This is a genomic window from Sphingomonas sp. AP28, assembly GCF_056680455.1.
This window is the reverse complement of record NZ_CM155283.1, coordinates 3,890,451-3,914,579: the sequence shown is the minus strand read 5'-3', so window position 1 is coordinate 3,914,579 and position 24,129 is coordinate 3,890,451. Positions and strand designations below refer to the sequence as shown.

24 protein-coding genes are annotated in these 24,129 nt (G+C 62.9%); 20 read left to right on the top strand and 4 right to left on the bottom strand.

The window, feature by feature from the left end; all coding sequences use genetic code 11:
- The first annotated feature begins 6 nt into the window (after positions 1–6).
- The 20 genes from AC1MH0_RS18085 to AC1MH0_RS17990 all read left to right on the top strand — a co-directional run bounded on the left by AC1MH0_RS18085 (position 7) and on the right by AC1MH0_RS17990 (position 21,084).
- Positions 7–1,302 (top strand): phage major capsid protein, encoded by a 1,296-nt coding sequence (locus AC1MH0_RS18085; RefSeq protein ID WP_480963900.1) that lies wholly within the window; start codon positions 7–9, stop codon positions 1,300–1,302.
- A gap of 76 nt (positions 1,303–1,378) precedes the next feature.
- Entirely contained in the window at positions 1,379–1,858 is a 480-nt protein-coding gene (locus AC1MH0_RS18080; protein WP_480963899.1) for a hypothetical protein, read from the top strand.
- Between the two features lie 2 nt (positions 1,859–1,860).
- Positions 1,861–2,169 carry a head-tail connector protein gene (locus AC1MH0_RS18075; RefSeq protein ID WP_480963898.1) on the top strand — a complete coding sequence of 103 codons (309 nt, stop codon included), beginning with the start codon at positions 1,861–1,863 and terminating at the stop codon, positions 2,167–2,169.
- Complete coding sequence (locus tag AC1MH0_RS18070) at positions 2,169–2,519, top strand: head-tail adaptor protein (protein ID WP_480963897.1); 351 nt, start codon at positions 2,169–2,171, stop codon at positions 2,517–2,519. The genes AC1MH0_RS18075 and AC1MH0_RS18070 overlap by 1 nt, the downstream gene beginning before the upstream one ends.
- Positions 2,519–3,091 carry an HK97 gp10 family phage protein gene (locus AC1MH0_RS18065; protein WP_480963896.1) on the top strand — a complete coding sequence of 191 codons (573 nt, stop codon included), beginning with the start codon at positions 2,519–2,521 and terminating at the stop codon, positions 3,089–3,091. Before AC1MH0_RS18070 ends, AC1MH0_RS18065 begins: the two co-directional genes overlap by 1 nt.
- A gap of 5 nt (positions 3,092–3,096) precedes the next feature.
- On the top strand, positions 3,097–3,489 hold the full coding sequence (gp17, locus tag AC1MH0_RS18060) for a tail completion protein gp17 (RefSeq protein ID WP_480963895.1): 393 nt from the start codon (positions 3,097–3,099) through the stop codon (positions 3,487–3,489).
- Between the two features lie 12 nt (positions 3,490–3,501).
- The gene (locus AC1MH0_RS18055; RefSeq protein ID WP_480963894.1) at positions 3,502–3,690 is read left to right on the top strand and encodes a hypothetical protein; all 189 of its coding nucleotides are present in this window, start codon (positions 3,502–3,504) and stop codon (positions 3,688–3,690) included.
- Positions 3,691–3,763: 73 nt separating this feature from the next.
- The gene (locus AC1MH0_RS18050; RefSeq protein WP_480963893.1) at positions 3,764–4,213 is read left to right on the top strand and encodes a hypothetical protein; all 450 of its coding nucleotides are present in this window, start codon (positions 3,764–3,766) and stop codon (positions 4,211–4,213) included.
- Between the two features lie 107 nt (positions 4,214–4,320).
- Positions 4,321–4,767, top strand: coding sequence for a hypothetical protein (locus AC1MH0_RS18045; protein ID WP_480963892.1), 447 nt, complete (start codon positions 4,321–4,323; stop codon positions 4,765–4,767).
- 101 nt (positions 4,768–4,868) lie between these two features.
- The gene (locus AC1MH0_RS18040; protein WP_480963891.1) at positions 4,869–5,198 is read left to right on the top strand and encodes a phage tail assembly chaperone; all 330 of its coding nucleotides are present in this window, start codon (positions 4,869–4,871) and stop codon (positions 5,196–5,198) included.
- A gap of 17 nt (positions 5,199–5,215) precedes the next feature.
- The gene (locus AC1MH0_RS18035; RefSeq protein WP_480963890.1) at positions 5,216–10,162 is read left to right on the top strand and encodes a phage tail length tape measure family protein; all 4,947 of its coding nucleotides are present in this window, start codon (positions 5,216–5,218) and stop codon (positions 10,160–10,162) included.
- Positions 10,159–14,322, top strand: a complete 4,164-nt coding sequence (locus AC1MH0_RS18030) for a hypothetical protein (protein WP_480963889.1) — start codon at positions 10,159–10,161, stop codon at positions 14,320–14,322. The genes AC1MH0_RS18035 and AC1MH0_RS18030 overlap by 4 nt, the downstream gene beginning before the upstream one ends.
- 2 nt (positions 14,323–14,324) lie before the next feature.
- Positions 14,325–15,467, top strand: coding sequence for a tail fiber domain-containing protein (locus AC1MH0_RS18025; RefSeq protein WP_480963888.1), 1,143 nt, complete (start codon positions 14,325–14,327; stop codon positions 15,465–15,467).
- 11 nt (positions 15,468–15,478) lie between these two features.
- Positions 15,479–16,012 (top strand): hypothetical protein, encoded by a 534-nt coding sequence (locus tag AC1MH0_RS18020; protein ID WP_480963887.1) that lies wholly within the window; start codon positions 15,479–15,481, stop codon positions 16,010–16,012.
- Between the two features lie 35 nt (positions 16,013–16,047).
- Positions 16,048–16,443 carry a hypothetical protein gene (locus AC1MH0_RS18015; protein ID WP_480963886.1) on the top strand — a complete coding sequence of 132 codons (396 nt, stop codon included), beginning with the start codon at positions 16,048–16,050 and terminating at the stop codon, positions 16,441–16,443.
- Between the two features lie 116 nt (positions 16,444–16,559).
- Positions 16,560–17,045 carry a lysozyme family protein gene (locus AC1MH0_RS18010; RefSeq protein ID WP_480963885.1) on the top strand — a complete coding sequence of 162 codons (486 nt, stop codon included), beginning with the start codon at positions 16,560–16,562 and terminating at the stop codon, positions 17,043–17,045.
- A 29-nt stretch (positions 17,046–17,074) separates the two neighbouring features.
- A complete protein-coding gene (locus AC1MH0_RS18005) occupies positions 17,075–17,209 on the top strand; it encodes a hypothetical protein (RefSeq protein ID WP_480963884.1) in 135 nt (44 codons plus the stop codon).
- 25 nt (positions 17,210–17,234) lie between these two features.
- Positions 17,235–17,510 (top strand): spike base protein, RCAP_Rcc01079 family, encoded by a 276-nt coding sequence (locus tag AC1MH0_RS18000; protein WP_480963883.1) that lies wholly within the window; start codon positions 17,235–17,237, stop codon positions 17,508–17,510.
- A 142-nt stretch (positions 17,511–17,652) separates the two neighbouring features.
- Positions 17,653–19,665: a glycoside hydrolase family protein gene (locus AC1MH0_RS17995; protein WP_480963882.1), complete on the top strand. Its 2,013-nt coding sequence runs from the start codon at positions 17,653–17,655 to the stop codon at positions 19,663–19,665.
- Positions 19,666–19,674: 9 nt separating this feature from the next.
- Positions 19,675–21,084, top strand: coding sequence for a DUF1996 domain-containing protein (locus AC1MH0_RS17990; RefSeq protein WP_480963881.1), 1,410 nt, complete (start codon positions 19,675–19,677; stop codon positions 21,082–21,084).
- Between the two features lie 67 nt (positions 21,085–21,151).
- On the opposite strand, the gene AC1MH0_RS17985 is transcribed toward AC1MH0_RS17990, so the two are convergent.
- The 4 genes from AC1MH0_RS17985 to AC1MH0_RS17970 all read right to left on the bottom strand — a co-directional run bounded on the left by AC1MH0_RS17985 (position 21,152) and on the right by AC1MH0_RS17970 (position 23,714).
- Positions 21,152–21,700, bottom strand: coding sequence for an FxDxF family PEP-CTERM protein (locus AC1MH0_RS17985; RefSeq protein WP_480965786.1), 549 nt, complete (start codon positions 21,698–21,700; stop codon positions 21,152–21,154).
- Between the two features lie 145 nt (positions 21,701–21,845).
- Positions 21,846–22,034 carry a hypothetical protein gene (locus tag AC1MH0_RS17980; RefSeq protein WP_480963880.1) on the bottom strand — a complete coding sequence of 63 codons (189 nt, stop codon included), beginning with the start codon at positions 22,032–22,034 and terminating at the stop codon, positions 21,846–21,848.
- Between the two features lie 312 nt (positions 22,035–22,346).
- A complete protein-coding gene (locus AC1MH0_RS17975) occupies positions 22,347–22,955 on the bottom strand; it encodes a hypothetical protein (RefSeq protein WP_480963879.1) in 609 nt (202 codons plus the stop codon).
- An 84-nt stretch (positions 22,956–23,039) separates the two neighbouring features.
- Entirely contained in the window at positions 23,040–23,714 is a 675-nt protein-coding gene (locus AC1MH0_RS17970) for a hypothetical protein (RefSeq protein ID WP_480963878.1), read from the bottom strand.
- Positions 23,715–24,129 lie beyond the last annotated feature (415 nt).

Here is a 24,129-nt window from a genome sequence, read left to right as displayed (position 1 = left end):
AATACCATGCGTAAGTATATGATGCTGGGTAGCGCAGCCGCGCTGCTCGGAGCGATGACGCCTGCCGAGCGCGCACGTGGCCGCTACATGCGCGGCCCCGAGGGGCATTCCGAAACCAAGTCAGCCACCCAGCTCGCGGCCGAGACCAAGGACCTCGTCGACCGCAAGTTCGACGAGGTTAAGGGCATCGCGGAGCGCGCGATCGCCATGGCCGAGAAGGGGCAGCAGCTCTCGCCCGAGGATAAGGCGAAGGCCGACGAAGCGCTGACGACGGCCAACGAGGTCAAGGGCCTGCTGACCCAGCTCGAGCAGCGCGTCGCCAGCGAAGCTCGGCAGACACAGGCGCACGCGTCGGCCGGCGAGCGCTTCATCGAAGACGAAGGGTTCAAGTCGTTCGCCGGCCAGACCCGTCCGCGTGGTCGCGCGATCGTAGAGGTGAAGGACATCACCTCGCTGTCGACCGACGCGGCTGGATCGGCAGGTGCGCTCATTCAGTCGGACCGCCGTGGCCTGCAGGTCGAACTGCCGCAGCGGCGCCTTACGATCCGTTCACTCCTGCTTCCTGGTACCACCGTCAGCAGCCAGATCGAATATGAGCGCGAGAAGCTGTTCACGAACAATGCCGCGGCGGTCGCGGAGGGCAACCTGAAGCCGCAGTCCGAGCTGCAGTTCGAGGACGTAACCGCGAACGTGCGCACGATCGCGCACTGGATGCGCACCTCGGTGCAGATCCTTGCCGATGCACCGGCACTCCGCTCGATCATTGATCAGCGACTGCGCTATGGCTTGTCGTACGTCGAGGAGCAGCAGCTGCTCAACGGTTCGGGCGTCGGGCAGAACCTGCTCGGGCTGGTGACGGCCGCGACGCCGTATGCCGCAGCCGGCGGCCTCGTCGCCGCATCGCAAGTCGACATCATCCGCCTGATGATCCTGCAGGCGGCTCTCGCCGAGTATCCGCCGAACGGGATCGTGCTGAACCCGATCGACTGGGCGGCGATCGAGATGGCGAAGGACGGTCAGGGCCGTTACCTGATCGGCAATCCGCAGGGTACGATCTCGCCGACGCTCTGGGGCCTTCCAGTGGTCGCGACGCAGGCCATGGGAATCGACAAGGCACTGGTCGGCGCGTTCAACCTCGCCGCTCAGATTTTCGACCGGCAGGATGCTACGGTCGAGGTGTCGACCGAGGATCAGGACAACTTCGTCCGCAACAAGGTCACGATCCGCGCCGAAGAGCGCTTGGCGCTGGCGATCTATCGTCCGCAGGCGATCGTCTACGGCGATTTGGGTCGCGTTCCCTAATTACCTCGGGGGCGGTTCGCCGCCCCCGTTTTTGTGAGCGCCGTCCGCGACGCTCACAAAAACGAAGGAGGCTACCATGAACGTCAATGCCATTCTGCTGAAGCCGCTCGACGGATATGCGCCCGGTTCGCCGCGCCAGTTCGACAAGGCCGATTTCGATCGCCTGCGCGGTATGGGTGCCGTTCGCGAGGCGGGTGACAACGATGACGTCGAGGAGGTACGGCACGACGATGCCCATCTGCTCGAGCAGTTCCGCGACCCTACCAAAGGGCCGACCCTGCTCGCTGAGTTGAAGACGTCGTTCGAGACGCTTGGCACCGCCAAGGCGCTGTTGGAGACTGACCTGCTCACCGCCCGAAAACTCGGCGACGATGCTATGACCGCGCGCGACCAGGCTATCGTGGAACGCGACACGGCGATCGTGGATCGCGATACGGCACGGCACGCGCTGAAGGCGGCAGAGACGGACCGCGACCGCGTCCAGGCCGAGCTGGACAGCTTGCGGAATACAAAAGCGAATCCTGTTGTCACGCCGAAAGCGAAGACGGGCGCCTGACTGTGGTCGATGCCGTCACGCTCGAAGAGCTCAAGGCCCAAGTACGAACGGACGGCGATAGCGAGGATGGGCTGCTAGAGATCATGCTGGCAGCGTCTACCCGGACCGTTGAGAACAGGACGGGTCGGACATTCGCAGACGGCGAAAATCCAATTGCGGCCATTGATGCTGACGTCGCACGGATGGCAGTGCTGCTCCTCGCGGCTCACTGGTTTCGGAACCGGGAGACCGTGACGGTGGGAGTGATGGCTTCCGAATTGCCAATGAGCGTCGAATACTTGATCGCGCCTATCGCGAAACTGGCCGTCTGATGTCGGGAGTGGCAGCAGGAAGCCTCGATCGTCGCGTCATAATCGAGCGCCCAGTCACCAAGGTGGGCCTGCTGAGCGCAGGATCGGGCACCTGGGAACCGGTCGCTACTGTCTGGGCAAGCGTGCAGGATGCCCTGCCGAGCCGAGCCGAGCGGCTTGCCGATGGCATCAATGTCGCATCGCGCCCGGCGCGCGTCCGGATGCGCTATCGCAGCGATGTAACGCCGGCGATGCGCTTCGTCATGGGCAACCGTATCATGCAGATCATAGCTGGGCCTGCCGAACTAGGCAGGCGGGAAGGCCTTGAGTTCATGGTCGAGGATTACAGCGTCGCCGGCAATCCCGCCTGATGGCGAAGCGCAGAAGCAACGCGAACGTACTGCGCAACCTCGGAGAGTTACCCGCGCTGCTCGTGAAACGCGTCCTGCCCGGCGCGGCTCGTGCCGGCGCTCAGGTCATTGCGCAGGAAGCCAAGAGCCTGCTGGGCGGCAAGCGCGCCGATGGCGGTGGTGGCGGCAAGGTGCTGATCGCCGACGCGGTCAAGGTGCGCGCGCGCAAACGTAGCGGCCTGATCGTCGCGCGCGTCATGCTCGACGGTCCCGGCGCCTATGTCGGTCGGTGGTTGGAATACGGAACGGACCCGCACTTCATCAGTGTTGATCCGGGCCTGCGGGACGGCATGACGGCTCGGCGGATCAACAAGCGGGTCAAGGGCGGCGATGCTGCCCTGCATTCCACGCTGATGATCAACGGCAAGCCGGTCGGGACAACCGTGCACCATCCCGGTGCCGCTGCTCACCCGTTCCTGCGGCCCGCGCTGGATACCAAGGAGGCCGAGGCAAAGGCCGCGGCGCAGGCGTACATCCAATCACGCATCAGTCGCGCCGGCATCGTCGGCAGCGACGACGGGGGCGATCAATGACCGGTGTGGAGATCGTCGGCGACCTGCTTTCAAAGCATGAAGCCCTGCTGGCCATCGTGCCGGTAGAGAACATGAAGGCGGGGGCTTTGCCGGACGGCGTGACGCTGCCGGCCATCCTGTTGCGTACCGTCAGTGTCGTCGATTTCCAGCCTCTCAAGCGCGGTGGCCTCGTGCGATCGACGGAACGCGTATCCGCTGCCGTCCGCGCCGCCAGCTATGCCGAGCAGAAAGCCGTGATCCGCCTGATCCGCGCTTGCTGTGCAGGACGCACCGGCGACATTGCCGGCGGGCGCAACGTCTCGATCCTGACCGCCGGTACTGGCCCCGATATCGGTGGCCCCGCCAACAGTTTCGAGCAGACCCAAGATTTCCGCGTCTCGTTTGACGCACCACCCTGAAGGAGACCGACCATGTCGACTGCCAAATCCGAAGCAAGCCCCAAGAAGATGTTCGCGACGCGCGATTTCAATGATGCGGGCGCCGAGAAGGCCTTCCTCGCCGGCAAGCAGGTTGAGGCCGACGAGGCAACGCTCGCCAATTACGCCGCAGCCGGCCTCGTCAGCGCCGAGCAGCCGAAGGGCGATCAGCCCGCCGCCTAACCTATTTCCCCCGGTGCCCGCCGGGTGAACCACTCGCCGGCCCGCGCCGGCATATTTTTCCAGGAGAATGACTATGGGTCTTCAGACCGGAGCGGGCTCGGCGATCGCGATCAGCGTCGCCGCTCCCGCCACGCAGGACGCTACCGGCTACGCAGCGCTGTCCTACACGGAGGCAGGAAACTGCGAGAAGATCGGCACGATCGGCGCCACGTTCGCCAAGACCGAATTCCAACCGCTCAAAGGTCCCAAGCAGAAGCTGAAGGGGAGTGCGGATTACGGCTCGCTCCAGCCGCAGTTCGCGCTCGACGACGCAGATGCCGGACAGACGCTGTTCCGTACGGCTGCCGATGACGAGACCAACGCGCTCTACTCGGTCCGCGTCACGTACCAGTCGGGCGCCAAGCGGTATTTTCAGGGCCGCGTATTCGGCTGGCCGGAAACGGTCGACGGCGCCGATCCGGTGATGATGGCGACCCCGACGGTCGAGATCTGCACCAAGGTGGTGCGCGCACCCGCCGCTTAACCCCCTCCCGGCGCCCGCGACGCCGGCTCTACCTCATGTGTCGACCTGCCCCGCTATCGCGGGTTGCGGGGCGGGCCGGCGCACCATCTTCCCGCGAAGGATGAACCATGACCAAGCTTTTCAACATCGCCGCCCTGGCCGTTACCGCGACCGCCTCGCTCCACGTCAAGGGACCGACCGGCGAACCGCTGTACGCGAACGGTGACCGCAACCTGCCCGTGCGTATCCACCTTTATGGTCCCGGCAGCGACGTCGCGGGCGAGATCGAATCGCGTCAGTCCGCGCGCGCGCTCAAGCGCATGCAGGATAACGACGGCAAGATCACGGCCGCCACGCGCGAGGAACGCGTCGCCGAGACGTCGCAGGATCTCGCGCTGCTCACCGCGCGCTTCGAGAATTTCGAGTATCAGCCGGAAGGCGCGACCGAACCGCTGGTTGGCGAAGCCATGTTCCGCGCGGCCTATGCCGACCAGTCGCTTGGCTTCATCACCAAGCAGGTGGCGAAGTTCTTCGGTGACTGGGGAAACTTCAGCGCCGCGTCGGTAGCGGCCTAACCCTCTACGTCCGGCAACTGGCGTGGCTCGGTGCCACGCCAAAGCCGGCCGCTGGCACCAAGCGGGCAAAGATCGCCGACGATCAGCCTCGCCTCAGCCGGATGGAAGAGATGAAGCGGCGCAAACTGACGCCGCAGATGCCCCCAAACCCTGCTCCGCATATCTTCGACTGGCTGATCGAGATCGGCCTGACGGAGGCGGCCGGCATGGGTGCGGCGCCTATCAGTTCGCTCGAACTGGCGGCGTGGCAGGCCAATACCTGCGTGCGTCTGGCGCCGTGGGAAGCGCGGCTGATCCGCGATCTGTCGAAAGCCTACCTCGCCGAAGGCCGACGTGCCGAAGACGAGACCTGTCCGGCGCCATGGAAGGCGCCGGTGACGGAGCGTGAGCTCGAAATCGAGGAAGCCCAGCTGCGCAGGCTGCTTGGCTAGAAACCGGGAGGATTGCCATGAACGATGACGACTCTACCGGCCTCGGCGTAGATTTCACGATCAACCCGTCCGAATCGTTCGAGCAAATGGCGAAGCTGCTCGCGGTCATGTCGTCTGCCGAGGGTAAGATCCTCGCCAGCGCGACAAAGATCGAGGGCAGCACGTCCTACATGGTCAAGCTCGACGGTCCGGCCGCGAGCGTAAAGCAGTTCGCCAGCACCGCGACGCGCGAGATGAACACCGTTCGCTCCGCGCTGGACGGTGCGGGGCTGTCTGTCGAAGCCTTGGCGCGCTCCGCCAGCCAGATGGCCGGAATGTCGATCGTCGGTCCGGCGACGTCGCGTGACGCAGCGGCCGCAACTCGTGAGGTCAACCGGACCGAGAAAGAGATCGAGAAGCTGATCGTCACGATGGACCGTGAAGCGGCATCGGTCGGCAAGACGCGCGACCAGCTGCGCGACCAGCGTATCGAGACGCTCGCGCTCACGGCGGCCGAGCATAACCTCGGGGACGCCAATGATCGCCTGCTTGCGAGCCGGCGCAACCTCGAAGCGGTTCGGCAGAGCCATGCCGAGGACAAGGGCGCGGCCGAGAATGCGGAAGCCGCAGCCGTCGCCCGCGAGGCGCAGGCCCTGCGTGACGCTGCGTTCGCCTTTGACCGGTTCGAGGCAGCGGCCCGAAAAGGCGCGGCAGCCCAGCGCGAATTCGAAGCCGCCCAGGCAGCGTCCGCACGCGATGATGAAGCGCAGCGCCTGCGTGCGGCCGCGTTTGCGCATGATCAGTTCGAGGCGACGGTCCGTCGCGGTGCGCAGGCCATGCGCGAGGAAGAGGCTGCCGCGGCAAGCGATGCGGCGGTGCTGGCACGCCTGCGCGCCATGCTCGACCCGGCTGCAACCGCGCAGGCGCGACTCAATGCCGAACTGGTCGAGGCGCGGCGCGTGATGACCGCGGCCGGTGCCTCGGCGGAAGACCTTGCACGCGCGGAAAGCATGCTCGTCGATCGGGCGAACCTCGCCACGCAGACGCATGGCGCCATGGCGGGTGCGGCGCGTAAGAGCGGGACCGCACTACAAACGATCGCCGTCCAGCTGCCCGATATTACGCAAGGGCTCCTGACCGGGCAGAAGCCCATGCAGGTCTTTATTCAGCAGGGCGCCCAGATCTTTCAGGTAGCCCAGATGGGCCAAGGCGGCCTGCGGGGCTTCGGCAAAGAGGTAGCCGGGCTGGCCGTCCGTTTCGCACCGTTCCTCGTTGGCCTGGCCGCGGCCGGCGCAGGGTTCGCGCTGTTCAACCGGTGGGTCAACGAGGGCGTCAAGTCCGATCAGCTGACCCGCGACCTCGGCAAAATCACGGGCGGTGCCAACGCGACCAAGGCAGAACTGTACAAGCTGAAGGACGAGACGATCACCTGGGCGGATACGTCCAAGGCCCTGTTCAGCGTCGTCGGCAAGGACATCTCGGATTACTTCGTCGGCGACATGAAGGGCATGTCGAAGGGCGTGAAGGGCGTTCTCGACGATCTGACGTCGTACATGCGCCAGACGCTCGCCGGCATCTATGCAGGCGTCGCCGGGACCAAGGCCTATCTCGGCGAGATCGAGAAGGGCGGTGTGCTAGGCCTCGGAAAGATGCTGATCGGTCAGGGCGACCCCAAGTTGCTCGAAAAGACCTACGGCGCCGCATACGACGCAGCCGACAAATATCTGACGAAGCTGGGCGCTCGGGTGAAAAAGGGCGCCATCGACAACGCGCGTGACCGCATCGCCAAGTCGATCGGGTATAACGACATCCCGAAACCCAAGACCGACAAGCATGCCGAGCAGCTGGCCCGCGATGCGGAGGCCACCGAAGCGCAGATCCGCAACCTGTACAAGCTTGCCGACGCCTACGGGGTGTCGGGTGCGGCAGCGCTGATCGCCGAAGCGCGCGTGAAGGCCGAGAGCAAGGCAATCAAGCAGCGCGCCGACATCGAGGCTGCCGTGAACCGCGAGATCCGGCTCGATATCGCCCAGCGCGTATCGGATTCGGCAAAGTCGTCCGCATCGATGCGCGACCAGGCGCGGATCCAGACCGAGGTCAACGCTATGGTCGCTGCCGGAAACGTCCCGGCCGAGCGCGCCGCAGCTCTCGTCCAGGAGCGCATTGCCGAGCTTCCGCTGCTCGCCGCGATCGAGGCGGCGCAGCAGCGTGGGCTGAAGGACGAAGCCGATCGGGCGACCAAGGCGCTGGGCGACCAGCGGGCGGCGCAGGCATCGGTGAAGGCTGCCGCGATCGGCGAACGGTTCACGCAGGCCGACACCGCTGCTGACAAGCGCCTTGCCGAGTTGCGCGAAGAGCTTCGCCTCGTCGGCGCCACGGATGCCGCGCGCGTCCATGCGCTCGCCACCTTGCGTGCAACGCAGGAGGCTGACGCCAACTATGAGCCCGGCTCGTATCACGACGAGTATATCCGCAAGCAGGTCGAGATCGCCGACAGTCAGCAGGCGATCAACGATCAGCAGGCCGCCTTCAACGCCTCGCTGACCGCAACGTCGGACCTGTTCGACACGATCGACGACGGCGCGCAGCGGGCGGCTCAGGGCATGGCGGACGCGTTCGGCAATGTCGGTACCGTGATTGGTGACGCCCTGACCGTGATGACCGGGTATTACGCCGATCAGGCAAGGTTGCAGGCAGCCCACAAGGCCGCCATCCGCGAAGCCGGCGATGATCAGGAACGGATCGCGCGCGAGAACCGCCTGTATTCGCTGCGATCGTCGTCGCAGCAGATCGGCGCGTTCGGCGACATGGCAGCAGCCGCCAAGGGGTTTTTCAAGGAAGGCTCGGCCGGCTACAAGACGCTGGAAACGGCGGAGAAGGCATTCCGTCTCGTACAGTTCGCACTGTCCGTCCGTGCCATCGCGCAGGACGCGATCGAGACCGGCACCAAGATCGCCAACAGTGTCGCGCGTATCGCCGTCGGCGCGACCGAGGCGGTGGTCAATGCAATCAAGAGCCTGCCGTTCCCGCTGAACCTAGCGGCCGGCGCTGCGACGATCGCGGCGCTTGCCTCGATCGGTGTGTCGATCGCCGGCTCGTTCGGCGGTGGCAATAAGAACACGCTGGCGCCGACGAACACCGGCACCGGCACCGTACTCGGCGACACGTCCGCCAAGAGCGACAGTATCAAGAACGCCATCGACGCGCTGAAGGAGGTCGACACCGTGACGAACACCTTCGCCCGTCAGATGGCCGCTTCGCTTAAGTCGATCGACAGCCAGATCGGCAACGTCGCGTCGCTGGTTGTGCGCGCCGGCAATATCGATGCGTCGTCGGGCGTGACCGAGGGGTTCAAGTCGAACGCGATCGGCTCGGTACTGAGCAAGATCCCTGTCATCGGTGGCCTGCTGGGTGGCCTGTTCGGATCGAAGATCAGTGTCATCGGCAGCGGGCTGTACGGTGGGGCGCAGTCCGTCGGCAGCATCCTGGGCGGCGGGTTCGACGCCTCCTATTATTCCGACATCGAGAGGAAGAAGAAGCTGTTCGGCATCACGACCAGCACGAAGACCTCGACGCAATATAGCGGGGCCGATGCGGGCCTCGAAAACCAGTTCACGCTGATCCTGAAGTCGTTCAACGATGCAATTGCAGCCGCAGCCGGACCGTTGGGTGTGGCAACCGGTGACGTCCAGGCGCGCCTGAACGGCTTCATCGTCAATATCGGCAAGATCGATCTGAAGGGGCTGACGGGCGCCGAGATCGAGGAGAAGCTTTCGGCCGTGTTTGGCGCCGCGGCCGATGGCATGGCTGCCGCGGCGTTTCCCGGCCTCGAGCAATTCCAGAAGGTCGGCGAAGGCGTGTTCGAGACGCTCGTCCGTGTCGCATCGACCGTCGAGGCGGTCGGCGCATCGCTCGACCTGCTCGGCACGAACACGCAGGCGATGGGGATCGGCGTGAAGCTGGCGCTGGCGGATCAGTTCGACAGCGTGTCGGCCTTGACCGATGCGGCCGGCGCGTATTTCCAGACCTACTATTCGAAGGAAGAGCAGGCCGCGGCGAAGACCGCACAGATGGCAAGGGTATTCGGCAGCCTCGGCGTCGCGATGCCGGCAACGCTGACCGCGTTCCGCCAGCTGGTCGAAGCGCAGGATCTCACCACCGCGGCGGGTCAATCGACCTATGCCACGTTGCTGAAACTAGCGCCGGCCTTCGCTGATCTGCAAGCGTCGATGGAGGGCGCCAAGAGCGCGGCCGACATCGCCAGCGAGCGGCAGGATCTCCAGCGTCAGCTGCTCGAATCGCAGGGCGATACCGCGGCAATCCGCGCGCTCGACCTCGCCAAGCTCGACGCCAGCAACCGCGCCCTTCAGCAGCAGATCTACGCCGTGCAGGACGCGCAGGCTGCGGCAACGGCCGCCAAGGCGCTGTCCGATGCCTGGACGTCGGTTGGCGACAGCATCATGGATGAAGTGAAGCGGATCCGTGGGCTGACCGATGTCGCGGGCGGCAATAGCTTCGCGGTCCTGCAAGGCCAGTTCAACGCGGCGACGGCCGCTGCGCGTGGTGGCGATCAGGACGCGGCGAAGAGTCTGCCGGCGCTGAGCCAAGCCCTGCTCACGGCCGCGTCGGAACAGGCCACGAGCCGGCAGGAACTGGCGCGCGTGCAGGCGCAGACTGCTGCCAGCCTGGAAGCAACCTACGGTGTCGTCTCCGCTCTTACGAAAAGCGCCACCACGCCGACGTCGACCGCACAGGCACTAGGGGCCGCCTCCGTATCGCAGCCGGCGACGGCAACGGCTGCGACGAACGATGACATGGCTAGCGAGATCCGCGCGCTACGTGACGAGATCGTGCAGCTGCGTACCGACAACAATGCTGGCCATGCCGCCACCTCGAGCAACACCGGTCGGATGGCGCGGAAGTTCGACGACGTCACCGCCGCCAGCGGTGGCGAAGCGATCAGCGTTGCCGGAATTGCGGCATGAGGGTCGTTACAGACGGCGGCGTGTCGATCGATCTTGGCACGGTCGAGACTGCGCCGACGATCGGCATCATCGACTATAGCCGGCGTGTTACCGACGACTTTGGCGTGACGACTATTGTGGAGCGTGGATTCGCGCGGCGGATGTCGGTGAAGCTCGGCGTACCTTTCGACGACGTCGACACGCTTCAGCGCCAACTTGCCGATCTGCGCGCGACTCCCGCTAATTGGATTGCTGACGATCGGTTCGAAAGCCTGACCGTGCGCGGGTTCTATAAGGACTTCGCGCTAGACCTCGCCACGTCGCCGCTTAGTTATTGCACCTTGACTGTCGAAGGGCTGACAGTCGGTTCAAATATCGTCGACAACGGCGGAGATCCTGCACCGGTCGGCCAGCCGTCAACGTTGCAGCTGCTTGCACCGATCACGGTTACGGACGCCGTGTTTACGTCCAGTTCGGTTGACGAAGCTGACTATCCAGCCTGGGCGGCCAGCGTGAGTTATCCGCTTGGGACTCGTGTCATCGTAGCAGCGGCGCACCGCGTTTACGAAAGCGCAACGGCGGCAAACGTCGGCAATGACCCCGTCGGCACGACAGGCATGTGGCTTGACGTAGGCCCGACAAACCGCTGGGCAATGGTCGACCAGGCGCTCGGTACGGCAACGATTGCCGGTGCGCCCATCGAAGTCGCGCTCGTCCCCGGCGTCCCGACGTCGGCACTCGCGATCCTCGACACGAACGCGGGGACGGTGCGCGTGCGCGCGCAAAACTACGATCGGACCCAAACGCCCAACCGGGCAGGCAAGGTGCTGTTCCTCGATTTGGCAGTCGCCGCAGGCGCAAGCGTCACCGTGACGGTAACGCCGGCCTCTGCTAACCCTGGGCCTAGACGGTGGGATGACGGTGCAGCCTGGTTGGACGAGGGGGTTTGGCGCGACAGTCTCGCGGCAGGCGATGGCACCGTGACTGTTGGCACGCTGCTGATCGGCTCGATCATGGGTCTGGGGGTTACCGAGGCGGCGCCAACCGCCGGCATCATCGATTACAGCCGCAAGGTGACCGACGAGTTTGGCGAGGTGACGGTTGTTCCGCGCGCCTGGGCCAAGCGGATGACTGCTAACGCGCTCATCGACACCGATGCGCTAGATCTTGTTGCTGGTCGGATCGCAGCTGTCCGAGCGCGGCCCGCGTTGTGGATCGGAGAAGTCGGGCTCGACAGCCTGACGGTTTATGGCTTCTTCAAAGACTTCTCGATCGAGGTCGGCGTCAGCGTCAGCAAATTGTCGCTTGCGATCGAGGGGCTGAGCCAAGCAGCCCCGATCGTTCCATTCGCGCCAGGCGGGTCGGTTGCATGGCCGGATATCACGGATCCGAACGGCACCAAGCCAACCAACAACGCGGACAAGACCAGCGACAATACCTCCAAGGATACAGCCGCGGTCGGCGGCAAGCCGGTCAGCGAGGTGCTTGCCACCCTCGACAAGATCGTGCCGATCGAGGCGCGCTTCGAGCCAATCGAAAGCGACATCTTCGCACTCGAATTCGCCAAGGTCGGTACCGATGCGTCGCTCGAATCGCTGACCCGCGCGACCGTCGACCAGGACGCAGTATTGCGGCAGATCGAGCGTGACGCGGGGCGTCTCGACGAGACGTTGCTCCGCCTGCTGTCGGAGAGCACTCGCACCCGCGCAGTCCTGCGCGACGCCGGCATCATCGTCGATCCGGTCACGGGCATTGCGCGGATCTACGCTGTCGACCAGCTGGCCGACCGTACCTCGCGCGCCGAGCTCGCGATCGATGGCGTCAACGCCAAGGTCACGACCAAAGCGTCGGTCGAGTATGTGAACGAGAAGATCGCCTTGGCGGTGCTCGATCCTGTGCAGGCAGCGCAGTTGGAGCCGATCATCGCGCGACTGACATCGGCCGAGCAGACGATCGATGGCCTGAACGCGGTTGTTGCGCTGAAGGCGGAGGCGATCGAACTGACCCGCGTGTCGGGCAGCGTCACCACGGTTCGGCAGGATCTCAACGCACTGGCAGGCACCGTATCGACCAAGGCGGAAAAAACTGTCGTCGACGCGCTGGGCATCCGCACCGGCTCGGTCGAGCAGACGCTTTCGACGCTGGGCAACGTGTCGGGAATATCGGTCACGATCCGGCAGGCACAGGCGGCCGCAGACGGCGCGGCGACGGCCGCTCTGAGCGGATTGCTTGCCGGCGAGAATGCCGATCGCCGTCGCATCGTGGCGCAGAGCGAGATACGGCAAGAACTCTACACGAAGATCGTCGACGGCCTTTCGGCCGAGGCCGTCGCGCGCACGCTGCTGTCGGTCAAAGTCGGCGATCTTGATGCGCGATCGGTGCAAGAACGGACCGTAAGGGTTGGTGCGGAGAAGGCGCTCGCCGAGAGTATCGACGCGCTCGGCATCGTCAGCCGTGACCAGGCTGCGGCGATCGCAACCCTTACGCAGGCGTCGATCGGCGCCGGGGGCGGCGTCGCTGGTATTCAGACCACCATTCGTCAGCAGGTCCGCGACCAAAACGAGACGGCCGAGGCACTGCTCGGCTCACTGATCGCCGGTGACCAAGCGGGCCAGCGTCGCGCGGCGCAGCTCGTCCAGATCCAGACTGAGTTCACGACCACGCTGGTAGCCAATGAAGCGGCGTCCGCGATCGCCCGGCAGGCGCTGCTGGCGCGCATGGGTGTGGCCGAGGCCGCGATCGTTACGACGTCGAAGGTTCTGGCGGACACGAAACAGGCTTTAACGTCGCGCATTGAGGCGGCCGAGGCCGTGTTCAACGATGCCAATACCGGCCTCGCCGCGACCCGCGCCCGACTCGTGCGCGAGGAAGGTCTGCGCGGAGCGGGCGACCAAGCGAACGCGTACGATATCACCGTACTCGACGCTGAACTGAGCCACCCCACGACCGGCCTTCCGGCCACGCGGGCGACCGTCGCAACCAACAAGCAGGCGCAGGTAGACGGAGACAGTGCGAATGCGCGGTCGATCGAGCAGCTGAGTGGGCAGGTCTTCGACCCTTCGACCGGCCTTCCGGCTGCCATTGCGCGCATCGATCGGGAGCGTGAAGCGAGCGTCCAGCGGGACAACGCAAACGCGATCGACACCAGTGTCCTGGCGGTCGAACTGCACGATCCAACAACCGGCCTTGTCGCCACCCGCGCCACAGTCGCGTCGGACCGGCAGGCCAGCGTTGATCGCGATAACGCGAATGCGAAGTCCGTCCAGCAGGTTGCCGCTCGACTGGACGGTGTCGGCGGTGTCGGCGTCGAGCAGGCGATCTCGGCCACCACAGACCGTCTCGGCAAGATCGAGGGCCGGTATACCGTCACGGTGGATGCGAACGGCAACGTCTCGGGCTTTCAGCTGATTGGGTCCGACGCCGGTCCTGGCTCCCTCAACCTCATCAATACGGATCTGCGCATGGGCATTGGACGCATCATCTACAATAATGGCACGTACATGGAGGTGCAGGGCGTCGCCTTCGGCATCGCGCGTGACCTCCTGGAATGGTTCGGCCCGACGATGCCGATCGACCAGTGCAGCCGCGCCAACGCCAAGATCTACAAGGCGATCGACGGCGACGCGTATTTTGGCGGTTCGTTGTCGGCCGGAGTTCTGCGCAATGCGTCCAGTTCGAGCGGCCTTTCGGTCAGCGAGGTGGCTCAGATCGGTCCGTTTGGCTCCAATGGCCGGCCGGTCAAATATGTCGTCAGCTGGTCGTATCGCACCACGATCACCGCGACTTATCCGCCGACTGCTCAGGGCCTTCAGCAGTACAACGCGGCCGCATCGGGGGCCAATGCGCCGAGCGACGGCGCCGGCGGAAACTTCGGGTACAAGACGATCGAGCAGGCCGGTTCAAGTATCACGCTTTCTCGCGCGTTCGGCGGTGGCTCGTTTGCACAGATCGACCAACGCAGCTTCACGACGCAGACCTCGACGTTCTCGGGCACCGCGCCGTCGCCTGGCGACGCTCCTGGCCGTGCCGACATCACGACAACGATCGGCGGCGGCTTCACCGTAAATGATCCCGTCCAGTCCGCCAGCGACCGAACCGTCAAACTGACGCTCGCTCGTGGCTTCAGCGCCAGCGGAGACACGGTCTCGCAGCGCCTCACTATCGTCGCAACCGAGGAATAATCATGGCATGGTATCGCGCAGGCACCGTCAGCGTAACGAACGGCAGCGCCGTCGTCACGGGCGCCAACACTGACTTCGTCTCGAACACGCAGCAAGGCGAAGCGTTTCTCGGACCGGACGGCCGTGTTTACGAAGTCGGTCTGGTCATCTCTGCCACGCAGCTGACGCTGGGCGGCAACTACCAGGGGGCCAGCGCAGGCGGCCAAGGTTACGCCGTGCTGCCGACGAGCAGCTTTGCCCGTGATCTGGCGCTGCTTGCAGCGCAGCTGCTCAACAGCTTCGCAGGCGTTCGCGATGGGATCGGCGCCGGTCTGCTCCCCGACGGTACGGTGGCAGCCCCCGCGCTCCGCTTCGCCGCCGACCAGGATACCGGAATCAATCGTCTCGCGGCAAATGTGCTGTCGTTGGTGGCCGGTGGCGTGGTGCGCGCGAGTGTCAACGGCGACGGCCTCACGGTCGCCGGGGCTGTATCGATCGGCAATGGTACGTTTGCGGCAACCAACTTTTCGACCAATCTCGCCAACTGGTCCTGCGGCATCCCGGACGGTGCCAACCGCTGGCGAGTAATCGAAAATCAGTTCGGGTCCGAAAAGCTGGCTATCGAGAGTGGCGGCGCTGTTCGGCCGGGGGGCGACAACGGCCAATCGCTCGGCGCCGGTGCTTACCGCTGGTCTGTCGTGTACGCCGGCACCGGATCGATCAACACGTCCGACGCGCGGACCAAGGAAGACATCGAGCCGGTACCGGATAGCTGGCTCGACGCCTGGGGCGATGTAGTCTGGTCGCGCTTCCGCTTTCGCGATGCAGTCGAGCACAAGGGCAGCGACGCGCGCTGGCATCTTGGCCTGATCGCGCAGCACGTCCGCGATGCGTTCGCCGCGCGCGATCTCGATGCGACCGAGATCGGTCTCCTGTGCTTCGATCGCTGGGATGCAGTGACGGCTTCGCCAGCTACCGAAGCGACGCGAGATGCAGACGACAAGGTGATCGTTCCCGCGAGCCCCGGCACTCCCGCCCGTGCGGCAGGCGACCGGTGGGGCCTGCGCTACGACGAATGTCAGGCCGTCGAAGCGGCTTGGCAGCGGCGACGGATCGCACGGCTGGAAGCACGGCTGAACCTGTTGACCGACAACGACCAAAGCTGAGGAGCAGCATCATGAGCAATACCAGCTTCGCGGCCCAGGCTGTCGCGAACGGACCCCGCACGATTGCGCAACCCAGCTTCGAAGGCATGGGATGGTTGGTCGTCATCAACCTCGCGGTCATGACGGTCGCAACACTGATCGGTGTGATGGTCGTGGTAAAGCTGGCCGGCGATGCCTGGAAACACCGGCGCCTTGACGTCTGGCTTTCACCAGCGTGGATCTACCGCGCGCTCGGCATTCTGTTCGCTTGCGGCATCACAGTTCGCTGCGGTGCCGAGGCGCTGACACTCTGGGGGTACGATCCGCGAGATCCGGTGATGACCGGCATGTTCGCGACGGTGAAGCGCCTGTTCGATCCGTTCGCCGTCGCCTGCGGGATCTCCGGGCTTATGCTCTACATTTGCTCGGAACCCGGCATGATCGAGCAGCAGCGCAAAGAGCCGTTCCCAATCGATATGTGGCTCGCCTGGCCGATGGTCCGGCGCATGCTGTGGCTTGGTCTCTTCACATTCATCGCCGCGATCGGCGTGGTCTCCACGCGATGATCGGCACTGACGGCATTTACAAAGGGGGCGCAACGATGGCGGCTACACTACCTGTCGCCGCAGCTGCGCTGACAGAGAAAGGCGCGACGATTGCAACGTCGGTGCCGGTGATCTGGCACTTCCTTGGCTACCCGTTCGAGGCGGCGGGCATGATCGCAGCGCTGTTCGCCTGCTTCGCGGCGCGGTTCTGGATCGGTGCTGCCCAGGCCGTCCGTCAGGAGCATCGATGGAGCCTCGACATTCCCGTCACCGGCATGGCGCTAGCGGTATCCGCGGCGATCGTCATTGCGATGCGCCCCGAGCCGCTGGGTGGTCTGCTCTACGGCGCCGGGCTGGGCGTGCTCGGCGAGGGCATCTTCAAAATTGCCGAGAAGTATCTGCAGAAGGCTGGCGCTGTGTTCGGCGTCGAGACCGACAAGCCAGCGGGATAACGGCCCGCCCCCGGGGGTTCGGAAAAGCGGGCCGACCAAGGTCAGGTGCGATCCGAACACTCAGCCACGGTTGAACGGGTCGACCCCGGAAAAGCCTCACATCGAAGGGAAGAATTATGACCGACCGTAAGGTAGGAGCGCCTGCGCGCGTCACGACGGCGATCGAGGCGGCAGCGCTGGCGATCGTCGACAAGGATCTCGACACCGATGAGGGCGTGATCCCCTACGTCTACCTGGACAGCCTCGGCTTTCAGACGATCGCCCGCGGCATCCTCGTCGACAAGCGCAAGGGCGGGAAGCTGTTTCCCGAAGAGATCGCGTTCATCAACCGCAACCGGCTGGGTATGTTGCTCGCCGGGGTGGTCGACGAGCCGTGGTACCCGGCCGTCGCGAATGACCCCGTCCGCCTTGCCGGCATCCTCAACATGCAGTTCCAGCTCGGCAGCGGCAGTGACGAGGCCTTCGTGAACTCGTTTCGCTTCATCGCCGCGCGCGACTGGAAGGCGGCAGGGGCGAACCTTCGTAAGTCGCTGTGGGCGAAGCAGACGCCGGCCCGCGCAGCTCGCGTGATCGCAATGATCGAGACCGGCAAGCACGCCTGACATCGCAATCCTCAACCTGGAGAAGACCCATGAATATCGGAAAACTGCTCGGCGCTGCCTTCAAGGCGATCAAGGCCAACCCGTCGCTCGTGATCAGCGCGGTCACCGCGATCGGGCCCGTCGTGAAAGCCGTGAAAGCGGAGATCAAGAAGCCGGCGGCGTAATCCCTACAGACGATAGGAGACCATGATGGCCGACCCGTTCAGCAGCGTCTTTTCCGGTATATCGGATCCCGGTGAACGGGCATTGGCGATCGTCCCAAGCGATGCCAACGATCTGCCGGAAACGCCTAAGGCAATCTACGTCGGCACGGCCGGCGATATCGCGATGATTGGCGACAACGAGGCGCCTGGCGCCGAAGCCGTCGTGTGGACGAACGTGCCGGCCGGCGCGATCGTGCCGTTCCGCCCGCGGCGGGTCATGGCAACCGGCACGACCGCTGCCGACATGATCGCGATCTACTGATGAGGCTCGGCCTGGGCATCACTTCCCTGCGAGGACGACCGACGCTCGCGCTCCTCCTCGCGGGCACCGCACTACCAATGATCTTCGCCCGCTGGTCCGACGTCGGCAGCTGGGATGACACCAAAGCTTGGAGCGACCGCGCATGACTGTCCTCAATACCATCCCGAACGGCGCGTCCAATAAGGACATCCGCGATACCCTTAACGATGCGCTCGCTCGCATCTTTACGCTTGAGGGGATGCCGGCACTGCCGACACCGACGCCGACGCCGACGCCGACGCCGACCCCTACGCCAAGCATGACAATCACCCGCTCCTCGGCCAACGCGGCTGCGCGTCCCGGCCAGGGTATCGGCACCTTCCTCGGTTTGGAGCGGGGGGCAGCCCTTTCGCTCGTCGACAACGCAGGCGGGGCAGTTTCTCTGTTCGGTTACGAGCTGTCACTAGGCGCAACCGTGCCGCAGGCTGCTGCAACGATCACGCCTATCGTCCGCAAGACGCTTAACAGCGTGACGACCGATTACTCGATCCCAATCAACGTCGGTGTCGCGTCGTACATCACCGATGCCCTCGCCGGCGCAGCGGGTACCGCGCTAATCGGACGCACCACGACGACCGGAGCCAAGACTTGGTCAGGTCAAGCCGGTTGGACGCTCGACGGCAGCGGCCGCGTCGTCTCGCCAGCTAGCTCGGGCAATGTCACCTTCGACGCGGCTCGCACGAGCTACAACCTGTCGAGCACATTGCGGTCCTATTCGTCGGCGGATTTTGTCGTGTCGCTGGCGAACCTGCTGTTCCGCTTCGTCGACAACAGCAACTATTTCTACGTACGGACTGAAAGCCGCGCGATCAACGGCGGCACCACCGGCATGGTAGTGCTCAATAAGGTCATCGGCGGTACAGAAACAGAACTCATCGCAGCCGGCCACACCTACAATTCTGGTGACGAGGTGAGGGTCGCCGTCCGGGTCATCGGATCGCAGCTAACCTTGTTCGTCGAAGGCGTTGAGGTCGCGACCGTCGTAGATGCCGATCTGATTTCGGCGACGCGCGTCGGTGTCGGTGTTGGCTATGCTGGCTCGCCCCCAGGACAGGCCACGTTCGGCCAGATTGATGTCGCGCCAATCATGGGCACGTCGATCAACTGGCAGGCGTATGCAAACACCTCAACTACGACACCAACACTGCCCAAGGGCGCGTCCGGCGAGTGGGACAGCACCGACCTCAACAATCCGAATGTCATCCGCGATCCGGTCGCGAACCGGTGGGTCATGGATTACACGGGCTATCGCAATGATGGCTCCGACGATGGCGTGCAGCATGCTGGTAATGCGTACGCCAGCAGTCTCGCTGGACCGTGGACGAAGGACCCGGCTAATCCGGTGTTCCTTGCTGGGGAAAACGGGAAGTTCGGCATGAACGGTGGCCGGATCTGGTCGCCGTCGCGTGGGCTCTTTATCCTCGCGTACGGCTCACACAGTGCTGGCGCGATCAGCATCGCCACCTCACCGACCGGAGCGGCCGCCAGCTGGGCGCGGCACGGACTTGTAGTCAGCAACGATAAGCCGTGGAAGAGCGACGGCGTGTTCGACGCCGCGTTGTATCGGACCAAGGATGGCCGCCTCGAGCTATGGTATTGCGGACAGGGCGCCGCCGGGCCGCAGCACCGGTCCTTTGGCCGCATGGTCAGCGTCGACGAGGGAGTCTCGTGGACCGACGACGCCAACAATCCACTGTTTACGCCCATCAGCAGTGCTCAGAACGGCGGCGAGGGCTCGCTCTTCCAGAACTTCATCGGGGAAGGTTTCGTATCCTCGACGGCTGGCGCGGAGGTCAACCACCACCTGATAACGTTCGATGGCATCAAGGGCATCTCGCAATTTACGGGGCCGACGTACTTCTACAAGGAAGAGCGCACTCTGCATCAGGCGGTCACGCTCGACGATGGCAAGACGTGGCACAGGCGGGTCGATGCGCTGCGTCCCGCAGGCAGCGGGTTCATGTCAAAGCAGGTGTTCGACAGCTGCATCTATGACGACGGCACGACGACGCACCTTTACCACTCGGCATCGGATGTCGCGGGACCGGCGCTCAACCTGAACATCCAGATCGGCCACGCGACCGCGCCATCGGTTGCAACGCTGGTCGCAGCATAGGGAATCGGCATGCGATATATCCTCATCCTCGCCTCGCTGTTGATGGCCAGCCCCGCGGTCGCGCAGAGCCTTACCCTGACGAACCTGAAGGCGCCGATCGCCAAAGTGTCGGGCAAGGCGCCGGCAAAATCGGTTGCGGAGCTTTGGGCGCAAATTAACGGCTTAGTGGCCAGGGCCGCGCCGACGCCTGCTCCCACCCCGCTACCCACGCCGGTCGCCGCGTTTACTGACTGCGCCAAGGAAGGAGAAAGCTGCAAAGGTCTCGGCTGGGGCGAGGTCCGCTATGGTGCAGGCGACCAGACGCGGCGGCTGACGGTCCTCGGTGACGTCCGCTGCGACAACGTCACGATGGGCGATCCGGCACCCGGCGTCGTGAAGCGGTGCGTGCGCCGGTCCGTTGCCGCGCCACTGCTGCCGACGAGCATTGTGCCGATCGCCAGCAACTTCGACCTAGCGAGCTTCCTTTCGCCAGGTGCCAATGCGGTCGTACCATCCGGCAAGCCGGACGTGGTCGGCGCCTTCCGGATGATCTGCAACGCTGGCCAGATCAACCAGGACGATCCGATCCTCTACCCGGGTCAGCCCGGCGGCTCGCCGCACCTCCACCAGTGGTTCGGTAACACCCGCGGCAATTACGCCTCGACATACGCCAGCTTACGCTCAGGAGGGGATAGCACCTGCTCGAACTCGCTCAACCGATCGGCCTATTGGGTGCCCGCGCTCATGACCGCGGCCGGCAAGATCATCCAGCCCGATTTTATACAGCTCTACTACAAGCGCTTGCCCGACAATGATCCGGAATGCCTCAGGGAGGCGGCCAAGGGCTGCACCGGTTTGCCAACCGGTCTGCGCGTCGTCTCCGGCTTCGACATGAAACGCATGGGGGAGAAGCAGCCGGAAAACTCCACGTTCCACTTCCGCTGCATCACCGCGGGCAGGCCGTCCGACCATCGCCTGCTGATCGGTGAGGCCATCGGCGACTGCGGCGGGGCAGGCCAGGTTATGGCAATGATCGGATTTGGCAACTGCTGGACCGGCACGCTCGACAGCGCAGATCACCGCTCGCACCTGACCCATGGGGCCTACGGACAGATGACCGGGCAGCTGCGCTGTCCCGACAGCCACCCCTACATGATCCCGGAGCTCACGCAGGGCGTCGTCTACACGATCGAGAAGAGCGACGGCGAGGTGTGGTTCTCGTCGGACCGGATGGCCGGCATGCGAATGCCGGGCGGCTCGACCTTCCACGCTGACTATATGGAAGGCTGGGAACCGGAGGCGCGCGAAACCTGGAACCGCAACTGCATCGGTAGGCTGCTTAACTGCAGCGACGGCGAACTTGGCGACGGTACGATGCTGAAGCGTGGAACGCTCAACTATCGCGCCGCCTCGCGTTTGATGGTCGCACCGGTGCTTTAAGCTGCGAACATGACAAAGCCGCCACCCTCTCCCGAGGGGGCGGCCTGTCGGCAGTCGATTTGGTCTCTTACGAAGCCGCGATCGCGCGCACGTGGTTCGTGAAGTTTACTTCCGACACCTTGATGCGGCGACGCATGGCGAAGCCTACGGCGCCCATGCCGAGGATCATCATCGCCCAGGTTGCGGGTTCAGGCACTGCGCCTGGCGAAGCTGCTGCTGCGAACGTAATGTTGCTTCCTACGCCAGCAGGCGCTCCAGTGACATTTCCCCGATAAGCGATCGTGTAAAGCCCTTGGTTTAGCTGAAACTGATCGAGCGACGCCCTGCGGGCATTGCCTTCCGCCGTAATCAAACCGCTCTGAAGTAACTGACCAGCCACGCCAGTTCCGGCGTAAAGCGCGATCGACGTAAAATCGAAAACACCTGTTCCGCCGATCGAACTGTTCGTGAAGCTGCTAACCGTCAGCGTCATGGCCTGCGAAATTGCAAATTCGAAGTTCGCTCCGTTCATTCCGGCTTCGAGAAAGGTCAAACCAGGAGTAAACGTTTGCGTTGGCGGCACGATAATTACGCCGATTGGAATGTCGTAGACCACGGCTGAGGCAGGGGCTGCCATTAGTACGGCAGATCCAAATAGTCCGGCTACTGCAAAAAAACGCTTCAATGCCATAACAGCCTCCACATCCGTGGCGAATCATCTACCACTTATTTAGATGTTAATCTCATATTAACGATGAAGAGTCGAATCACTAGTAGTAAATTTATGTTAATTTCGTCATGTACGAGACCGCGTTGATCGCATCGACAGCCGCAGCAACGCGGCGCCAGTCCTCGACCGCCGTACGATCGCCGAGCACGTCGCCCAGCTGCTCGGTGATATACTCGGCAGTCAAAGTGCCATGCTCAGCGACGATTGCCCCGGCCTTCACCCACACGTCGCGCTCGCTCATCATATGTCGAGGTTACTCCGCTCGATCTCGGCGAGCAGCGCGTTGGCAACCATGTCTTTCGACCGCCCGGTCATCTGCTGATACGCGCGCAGAACTTCGGCGTCTGCCATGTCGTCGGCTACGGTGTCGGATCGCCCATGGCCGGAACCTATGCGCGATACCCCCTGCCTTACAAGCTATTGATATCCCTTGCGCGTGATATGCGGTTCCGTCGGGCAAACGTCTCTGAAAACAAACGAGATTACGGCTCCACGGCTAAAGCGCGGTTACGATGCGGCATGAATCAAAGCGTTCGACTGCCGTTATACTAATTTACAGAGCAGCGTCCGTGTCAACTGCAACCGCCTGACTTCCACCTAGAAGCGTCATGCTCCCAAATCGGAACCCGTCGTTAGTTACCGTGATAATTGTGTCAAATGATACACCAGTCATCTCTATAAAGGACTGCTTCTGTTCGATCACGAACCCTCTTTTAACGAGGCTAGCCATTAGTTCGGCAGCAATTTTATCCCCTCGACCACGACTTCGCCAGAGAATAGAAACCGGCCTGTTAATGTCCAAATTAGCAACAATCCTATCTACTTCGTGATCACTCATCTCAAATCGAGGCTGCCCGATATTCACCGAGTCGGCTATAATGTTATGGCCTACGCCACTATGGTTCTGTTGATAATTTTTCGTGGCTGACATGACAGACTCCCCTTTGATCGGTTCAGCTTTTGAAAGCACACTCCACATTAAAACTCCTAAACTTACAAGAGTCAATGAGATCGGCAAACCTATTGGCGAGTTTGAAAGAGTCTTGAGCGCGTCACTCGCGTCTGACGGCATATTTATAATGGACAGAGTCGAGCTGATGAGCGTCCATATAATGCCAAATGTCGAAACCGCCCCACTTACCACGACTTTTTTCTGAAGCATGATTCACCTGCTTTAATAATTCCAAAGCTGTCGTTGCCAGCCTACCTAGACCTATAATCGATAGATAACGTAAATATCCCTGCCTTATACAATTTCATTCGGATCAACTAAACTAGCAACACCCTGAAGAATTTTTACCCAGACTTGATTTTTAGTATCTTTTGTTGGCCAGACCAATCTGTATTCCTGCTGCCAACTATCCTGCTGACCTTTGAGAAAATGACCTCTCTCCACACCATCGGTGTATTTAACCGCTCCAACGAGGCATGATGCCCCCATCTGCGAATTCAACGTTTGTATAAGTTGATGTAAATTGTTTATTTCTAGGCAAATCTTTTTTCCCAACCGCTTCATCAACGATTCAGAGCAAGCAGTAGAGAAACACAAAATGTACGCATCTTCATTATATGAATTAATGGTACCATTTACTGCTTTACCGTTGAACGTACAGTTCTTGAAAACCAAACTCCGCGCATCAACGTTTGGGCCTATTTTGATACCAAGCGCGTCAAGAGCTTCCTGGCCTCCCCCTCCCGGAAATTCAAATTGCCGGACCTCGTCGGGGGTGAACGTTTCGCGCCTCTCGCTCGATAAGTATGTGCTCGCAAGATTTAGTGGCACCTCACCCCCATGCAGCCAAGTGTCAGCGTATGCTTCTTTCTCCAGATATAAATATAGCTGCCCTTCGTAAGCCCCCGGTGAATGCCTACTACTTGCGCGTATGTCTCTATAATTTTCTAGATCGGTTGGCTGATTCAACAGAGGAGGTACGAAAGCGTGTTGCAAGCTTCCAGAATGCGACGGCTGGGTGCTGTACCTACGACCCAAACGCCGCTGATTTCGCTTCGACGTCATACTTCCCCCTTGAATAATACATTGCGGCAAACCCTGAAACAAACATCCACACGGCCAATTATTGCTATCGAAATTAGATTCGGTTTTACGGAATTGTCGCCCCCATACTGGTCGTGTCTCCACTGGATAAGGTTGCAGCGCAAGCGAGACGATGATCCAGCGCGCTGTCCACCATCCGCGACAGCAACAACCACAATCGTCATTTGGTCGGCTGAACGGTCGGCCGCAAATTGGGGGAGGGCGCGCAACATCCGAACGGTTGGCTGCGGGCGGTTTCCAACGGCTGCTAACGAACGACCGCCGTTCCCAGCGCGAACCC

Excerpts from the sequence above, each read along its gene's own strand:
- AC1MH0_RS18085 (WP_480963900.1), top strand. The coding sequence starts at position 7 with ATGCGTAAGTATATGATGCTGGGTAGCGCAGCCGCGCTGCTCGGAGCG.
- AC1MH0_RS18080 (WP_480963899.1), top strand. The coding sequence starts at position 1,379 with ATGAACGTCAATGCCATTCTGCTGAAGCCGCTCGACGGATATGCGCCC.
- AC1MH0_RS18070 (WP_480963897.1), top strand. The coding sequence starts at position 2,169 with ATGTCGGGAGTGGCAGCAGGAAGCCTCGATCGTCGCGTCATAATCGAG.
- AC1MH0_RS18065 (WP_480963896.1), top strand. The coding sequence starts at position 2,519 with ATGGCGAAGCGCAGAAGCAACGCGAACGTACTGCGCAACCTCGGAGAG.
- AC1MH0_RS18055 (WP_480963894.1), top strand. The coding sequence starts at position 3,502 with ATGTCGACTGCCAAATCCGAAGCAAGCCCCAAGAAGATGTTCGCGACG.
- AC1MH0_RS18050 (WP_480963893.1), top strand. The coding sequence starts at position 3,764 with ATGGGTCTTCAGACCGGAGCGGGCTCGGCGATCGCGATCAGCGTCGCC.
- AC1MH0_RS18045 (WP_480963892.1), top strand. The coding sequence starts at position 4,321 with ATGACCAAGCTTTTCAACATCGCCGCCCTGGCCGTTACCGCGACCGCC.
- AC1MH0_RS18040 (WP_480963891.1), top strand. The coding sequence starts at position 4,869 with ATGGAAGAGATGAAGCGGCGCAAACTGACGCCGCAGATGCCCCCAAAC.
- AC1MH0_RS18035 (WP_480963890.1), top strand. The coding sequence starts at position 5,216 with ATGAACGATGACGACTCTACCGGCCTCGGCGTAGATTTCACGATCAAC.
- AC1MH0_RS18030 (WP_480963889.1), top strand. The coding sequence starts at position 10,159 with ATGAGGGTCGTTACAGACGGCGGCGTGTCGATCGATCTTGGCACGGTC.
- AC1MH0_RS18025 (WP_480963888.1), top strand. The coding sequence starts at position 14,325 with ATGGCATGGTATCGCGCAGGCACCGTCAGCGTAACGAACGGCAGCGCC.
- AC1MH0_RS18020 (WP_480963887.1), top strand. The coding sequence starts at position 15,479 with ATGAGCAATACCAGCTTCGCGGCCCAGGCTGTCGCGAACGGACCCCGC.
- AC1MH0_RS18015 (WP_480963886.1), top strand. The coding sequence starts at position 16,048 with ATGGCGGCTACACTACCTGTCGCCGCAGCTGCGCTGACAGAGAAAGGC.
- AC1MH0_RS18010 (WP_480963885.1), top strand. The coding sequence starts at position 16,560 with ATGACCGACCGTAAGGTAGGAGCGCCTGCGCGCGTCACGACGGCGATC.
- AC1MH0_RS18005 (WP_480963884.1), top strand. The coding sequence starts at position 17,075 with ATGAATATCGGAAAACTGCTCGGCGCTGCCTTCAAGGCGATCAAGGCC.
- AC1MH0_RS18000 (WP_480963883.1), top strand. The coding sequence starts at position 17,235 with ATGGCCGACCCGTTCAGCAGCGTCTTTTCCGGTATATCGGATCCCGGT.
- AC1MH0_RS17995 (WP_480963882.1), top strand. The coding sequence starts at position 17,653 with ATGACTGTCCTCAATACCATCCCGAACGGCGCGTCCAATAAGGACATC.
- AC1MH0_RS17990 (WP_480963881.1), top strand. The coding sequence starts at position 19,675 with ATGCGATATATCCTCATCCTCGCCTCGCTGTTGATGGCCAGCCCCGCG.
- AC1MH0_RS17985 (WP_480965786.1), bottom strand. The coding sequence starts at position 21,700 with ATGGCAGCCCCTGCCTCAGCCGTGGTCTACGACATTCCAATCGGCGTA.
- AC1MH0_RS17980 (WP_480963880.1), bottom strand. The coding sequence starts at position 22,034 with ATGAGCGAGCGCGACGTGTGGGTGAAGGCCGGGGCAATCGTCGCTGAG.
- AC1MH0_RS17975 (WP_480963879.1), bottom strand. The coding sequence starts at position 22,955 with ATGCTTCAGAAAAAAGTCGTGGTAAGTGGGGCGGTTTCGACATTTGGC.